This is a genomic window from Desulfuromonas sp. TF (assembly GCF_000472285.1).
Taxonomy (GTDB): domain Bacteria; phylum Desulfobacterota; class Desulfuromonadia; order Desulfuromonadales; family ATBO01; genus ATBO01.
In genome coordinates, this window is sequence record NZ_KI421420.1 from 120,353 (window position 1) to 125,484 (window position 5,132).

Annotated in this window: 5 protein-coding genes and 1 pseudogene; 2 read left to right on the top strand and 4 right to left on the bottom strand. The window is 61.7% G+C overall.

Features of this window, described 5'->3' with window-relative positions; genetic code table 11:
• The coding region (locus DTF_RS25495; protein WP_035056828.1) for a transporter substrate-binding domain-containing protein at window positions 1–197 on the bottom strand (197 nt) is incomplete at its 3' end.
• A 257-nt stretch (window positions 198–454) separates the two neighbouring features.
• Here DTF_RS25495 and DTF_RS26560 point away from each other — a divergent pair.
• Window positions 455–631, top strand: a complete 177-nt coding sequence (locus DTF_RS26560; protein WP_155890793.1) for a hypothetical protein — start codon at window positions 455–457, stop codon at window positions 629–631.
• Between the two features lie 90 nt (window positions 632–721).
• Here DTF_RS26560 and DTF_RS0111190 read toward each other — a convergent pair whose 3' ends face one another.
• Window positions 722–1,360 (bottom strand): PRC-barrel domain-containing protein, encoded by a 639-nt coding sequence (locus DTF_RS0111190; RefSeq protein WP_027715390.1) that lies wholly within the window; start codon window positions 1,358–1,360, stop codon window positions 722–724.
• A 465-nt stretch (window positions 1,361–1,825) separates the two neighbouring features.
• Here DTF_RS0111190 and DTF_RS23165 point away from each other — a divergent pair.
• Window positions 1,826–2,314 (top strand): annotated as a pseudogene (locus DTF_RS23165) (four helix bundle suffix domain-containing protein); the annotation flags it as partial.
• Here DTF_RS23165 and DTF_RS0111205 read toward each other — a convergent pair.
• Both DTF_RS0111205 and DTF_RS0111210 read right to left on the bottom strand, forming a co-directional pair.
• Window positions 2,311–3,744 (bottom strand): efflux transporter outer membrane subunit, encoded by a 1,434-nt coding sequence (locus DTF_RS0111205; RefSeq protein WP_027715392.1) that lies wholly within the window; start codon window positions 3,742–3,744, stop codon window positions 2,311–2,313. The pseudogene DTF_RS23165 and the gene DTF_RS0111205 sit on opposite strands and share 4 nt — an antisense overlap.
• A 610-nt stretch (window positions 3,745–4,354) precedes the next feature.
• The coding region (locus DTF_RS0111210; RefSeq protein WP_226989293.1) for an efflux RND transporter permease subunit at window positions 4,355–5,132 on the bottom strand (778 nt) is incomplete at its 5' end.

Below are 5,132 nucleotides of genomic sequence, written 5' to 3' on the forward strand. Positions count from 1 at the left end.
ATGGCCGTGCAGATTTCCACGTCGAACCCCGTGAGCCGGTTGTTCTCGTCCACGAAATTGAACGGGGGATACTGCCCGGTCATGGCGAAGGAAAGCTCCCCTTTCTGTTTGATGTCGGCCAGTTCGCCGGCGGTGCAGGGGGAAACGGTGGAAATGAAGAGCAGAAAGACGGCAGCGACAAGGACAGGTCTGGGCATTTGCGTCCTCCTTGTGGGAAGTCGCCGCTTCTACCGGTCAGGCAAAACGACGGGGTTTGTGGGGACCGACGGGCAAAATCGTTAATGAACCTAACATAAACCCGCATGATTGGTCAAAGAGGGACATGACCTTCGACGACGGAAGAGATCATCGCTTTACGCTCCCCGCAGAGGGATCGATAAGAGCTCCTTGCTTTTTCCCTGCACGGTGATAAATGGAAGCCAAGGGTAAACCAATAACAACAAGGAGGCTCGAAATGAAACATATCCGCAAATACTTCGTCTTCATGACCATCGCCGCGGCGCTGCTCGTCTGGGGCTGCGAGCGAAAGGAAACCACCCCGACAGAACAGCGGCAAGAACAGCAGCAACCGGCTCAACAACCCGGTCAGCAGCCTGCTCAGCAGCCGGGACAGCAGCAAGGCCAGCAGTAGCGGTCGGAGGGCCAGGGCCCTCCCAAATGCAAGAAGGGCGGCTGGATGCCGCCCTTCTCTTTTCAGCGTCGTACCTTCCTGACCGGAGCTTTACTGCATACGCTCCCGTTTTTCCTCTTGCTGCTCCAGCTTTTGCTCCATTTGCTCCTGCTTTTGCTCCATCTGTTGTTCCATTTGCTGAGGCTGCTGCATCTGCTGCGGCTCCTGCTGCCCTTCCCAGTAAGGGGCGACGCCGTAGTACTGATGGATCTGCTCGGCCTGCCGGCGATCCAGGATTTCCTGGATGTCGCCTTGGGGAGCGTTCTTCAACTGTTCCTTGCTCACATTCACCATCAGCATGGGCTTATCACCCTCCGCCTGCTGCTGGAGCTGCACGGCCTTCCAGGGGATAACGGCTTTTTCGCCGCCCATGCCCCAGAAGCCGCCGGAGGTCACCACCACATACGCGATCTGCCCATCCTGGCTGTCCAGCACGACCTTGTCCACGCTGCCGATCTCTTCGCCCTGCTGGTTCTGGATCTTCATCCCCTCGATCTCATTCGCCGTCATCAGCTGCTGGGCATACTGGCTCTTCTGCTGTCCTTCCTGACGGGCCTGCTGCTGTTGCATCGGCTGTTCCTGCTTCTGCTGCTTCTGCTCTCCCATCTTCTCCTCGGCGGCAAAGCCGCCGGCGGCCAACAGGAGACTGCATCCTGCGACAAAGGCTGAAATGTAGATGCTCTTTTTCATCTCCTTTTCCTTTCCGTGTCATGATGCCCCGGAGCCCATCTCCGGAGGACTTTTTCTTTACCGCATCAACACTTATCACCGTTACCGTGGGTGTCAAGCGACCTTCTTTATCCGACCAAAGAGAGAATTTCAGGCGCGCCCGGCCGCTTCAAGCCGCCTCTTCTGGATGAGCTTCCCCGTTGCAGGGTTTTTCCTTAACTGTCACTGGAAAAAATGATATTTTGACGCGATTCTGTTTACTGCAATGAAAACTGCTTGAATTTCAGGAGGATGGAACCATGCCCATACCGGATTTTCAGTCGTTGATGCTGCCGTTGCTGGAATTCGCCGCCGATGGGAGGGAGCGTTCTTTGTCCGAGGCTCGAGAGGGACCTCCGGGTCTTGACTTTCTGACATTTGCTGAAAAGGATCGCGCGGAGGGGGGAAAATGCAGAAAACAGAATCTACCGGAAACTCAAAAGCTTTCAGGTGGCGCGTTCAGGGGTGCAGAACATCGCCGAGGGAAGCCAGGCCTCGGGGACTTCGAAAAAGATGGAGCTCAAGCTCACCAACGTGGCCAGGGCCAGCCTGGAGGAGTTGAGACTCGACTACGAGGATTTTTTGCGGCAGCGTGGCCTCCCCCTCTGGGAGCGCGACGATCCCCGCCGGCAGGAGCTGATCGATCGGTGGTGTGTCAGAGTTGATGATGTGGTGCAGTGGGTCAGGGAAAAACATGACGGTGGACCTGGTGGACAGAGTGGACTGGATGGACAAAAATCGTCTGCCACCTATCCCGAGCTTGCCGCCAACGCCGCGCTGGTACTACTGGCCGTCGCCTGCAGCCTGCTCGACAGACAGCTGGCCGCCCAGGCAACCGCATTCGAAACCGAAGGCGGCTTCACCGAACGCCTCTACCGCGTCCGCTCCGCGAAGCGATCCACCCGGTCCAGAAAGTCCACTCCGTCTACCGATTAAAAATTCAACGCCACTTGCCCCGCCTCCCCCTCATCCCACCCTCCCCCAAGGGCCTTTATCAGAAATGCGCTCGTCTCCAGCTGCAGGCCGAGAACGCGAACGGCCTGGCGCTGATACTGGAGCATGCCCCGCTCGGCGTCGACCACCTCGAGGTAGCTGACCATCCCCGCCCGGTACCGTTTGCGGCTGAGTTCCGCCGCCTCTTCGGCGGCCGTGACGGCCTTCTCCAGGGAATCGGCCTCTTCGCTCAGATACCTCAGGCCGGAGAGGCCGTCCTCGACCTCCCCGATGGCGGCGAGGACCGTCGCTCGGTAATCGGCGGCCGTTTCGTTCCAGAAGGCCTCGCTTCTTCGCAGGTTGGCCCGGTTGCGCCCGCCGTCGAAGAGGGGGAGGGAGACGGCCGGTCCGAGGGCCCAGGTGTGGTTGTCCCAGGAGAAGAGGTCGGAGAGCTCGGTGCTCTGGAATCCGGCGGTTCCGAACAGGGTGACGGCGGGGAAAAAGGCGGCATGGGCCACGCCGATGCGGGCGTTGGCGGCGGCCATGCGGCGCTCGGCGGCGGCCACGTCAGGGCGCCGCTCCAGCAGGGTGGAGGGGAGGCCGGGGACGAGGGACGGAGGAGCGAGATCGAGGGGATTGCTTGCCACGGCTAAGCCGGAGGCCGGCTGCCCCGTGAGGACCGCCAGGGCGTGGACCAGGGCCGCGCGGCTGCGTAGGACGCTCTTCACGTCCGCCTCGGCCGCGGCCAGCTCCGTCTCGGCGCGGTTGAGGTCCAGCTTGGAAATATCTCCGGCCTCGAAACGGCTGCGGACCAGTTGCAGGTTCTCTTCCCTCAGCTCGATGGCGCGGCGCAGCAGGAGCGATTCGCTGTCCAGAGCCCGCAGGGTGAACCAGAGCCGGGCCACCTCGGTCTGAAGGGAGAGCCGGGCGCTGTGGTAGTCGGCGGCCGAGGCCTCCGCCTCCGCGGCGGCGGTCTCCACCGAGTTGCGCACCCTCCCCCAGAGGTCGATCTCGTACCCCAGGTCGACGGGGAGGTCGATGAAGGTGGAGGTCTCCCCCTCCCCGGTGCGGGAGAAGTCGGCGGAGGTGCGGGAGCGGAAGGCGCTGGCGCCCAGGTCGATTCGGGGGACCCGGTCCGCCCGGCTGAACCCGAGCGCGGCCCGGGCCTGAGCGACCCGGGACAGAGCGATCTGCAGTCCGGGGTTGGCGGCCATGGCCTGCTCTTCCAGGCGGTTCAGGGCCGGATCGCCGAAGACGGTCCACCAGGCGCCGCGGGGGACGGCGTCACGGGGTTCGGCCGGCCGCCAAGGGGCGGTTTCCTGCCAGGTGAGGGGCATGGGGGGGGCGGGGGGATTGTAGGATGGGCCCACGGTGCAGGCGGAGAGAAGGAGGGCCGAAAATATGAACCAGGCTTTCCGTATTTTTCTGATCATTAAAAAGATCCTCAGTGCGCACCGCAGTGCAGTTCCCGTTCGAGAAAAAATCCCGCGTCGAGGGGGCCGGAAGAGAATCGGCCCCCGCTTTTCGGTGCTACGGAGCGCCTAGGCTATTTCCCAGAGCCACAGGTATTCAGAGGTAGAACTCTCCGCGACAGAAGTGCTCCACGCCAGTGGCCGCCGTTTTCTTGGCTTACTTTCTTTTCGGCGGGGTAAAAAGAAAGTAAGGCGGGGTGCGGGGCGCAGCGCCCGCGACTTTATTCCCAACGAAACATCGTAAACTTAAGATAAATTCGCCGGTCCCGGCCGGCAGCCGGGTTCCTTTCTTTACTGGTCTAAAGAAAGGAACCAAAGAAAGGACCGGCCACTGGCGTGGAGCACGCCTGCTCGACTTTTTCGTTCATCAACTCACGACAATGCTGAGTAACAGGCACATATGTTTTTCGCCGGTTTTAAACTGGGGCTTCACGCAATGGTTCACCAGCGTCAAGGTCCGCACCGGCACTACAGTTCCCGTTTTGGTGAAAACCTCCAGTAAAAACCCCGCATGCGTACCCGATTGTAATCAGAGAAGACTTTGGCGTAGAGAACGCCCGCAGTCTTGACCTTACCCCTCCGCCGGCTCAGGAACAAGCTCTTCTCCGGAAACTTCCCCTCCCTCTTCGGCTGTCCGCCTTCGAGCAATGAGCAGATATGCGGTGGGGACAACGAAGAGGGTCAGCACCGTCCCCAGGCTCATCCCCCCGACGATGACCCAGCCGATGGCCTGGCGGCTTTCGGCGCCGGCGCCGTGGGCCAGGGCCAGAGGGAGGGCTCCCAGGACCATGGCCCCGGTGGTCATGAGGATGGGGCGCAGGCGCAGGGAGGCCGATTCGACCACCGCGTCGAACTTGCTCCACCCCTCCTCCTGCAGCTGGTTGGCGAACTCGACGATGAGGATGCCGTGCTTGGTGATCAGCCCCACCAGGGTCACCAGACCGATCTGGCTGTAGACGTTGAGGGTATGGCCGCTGAGGTTGAGGGCCAGAAGGGCTCCGGTGACGCTCAAGGGGACCGAGAGCATGATGATGAAGGGATCGACGAAGCTCTCGAACTGAGCCGCCAGCACCAGGTAGATGAAGCCGAGGGCGAGCAGGAACGTCACGTAGAGGCTGGCGCTCGACTCCTTGAACTCCCGGGAGGGGCCGTCGTAGTCGACGACCGCGTTTCCGGGGAGGACCCGGGCGGCGATCTCCTCCAGTTGGGCGATCCCGTCGGAGAGGGCGTACCCCTGCGCCAGGCTGGCGGTGACCTTGGCGGCGCGCAGCTGGTTGAAGTGGTTGAGCTCCTTGGGGGCCACCGTCTCATCGACGGCCACCAGGTTGGAGAGCTGAACCATCCTTCCC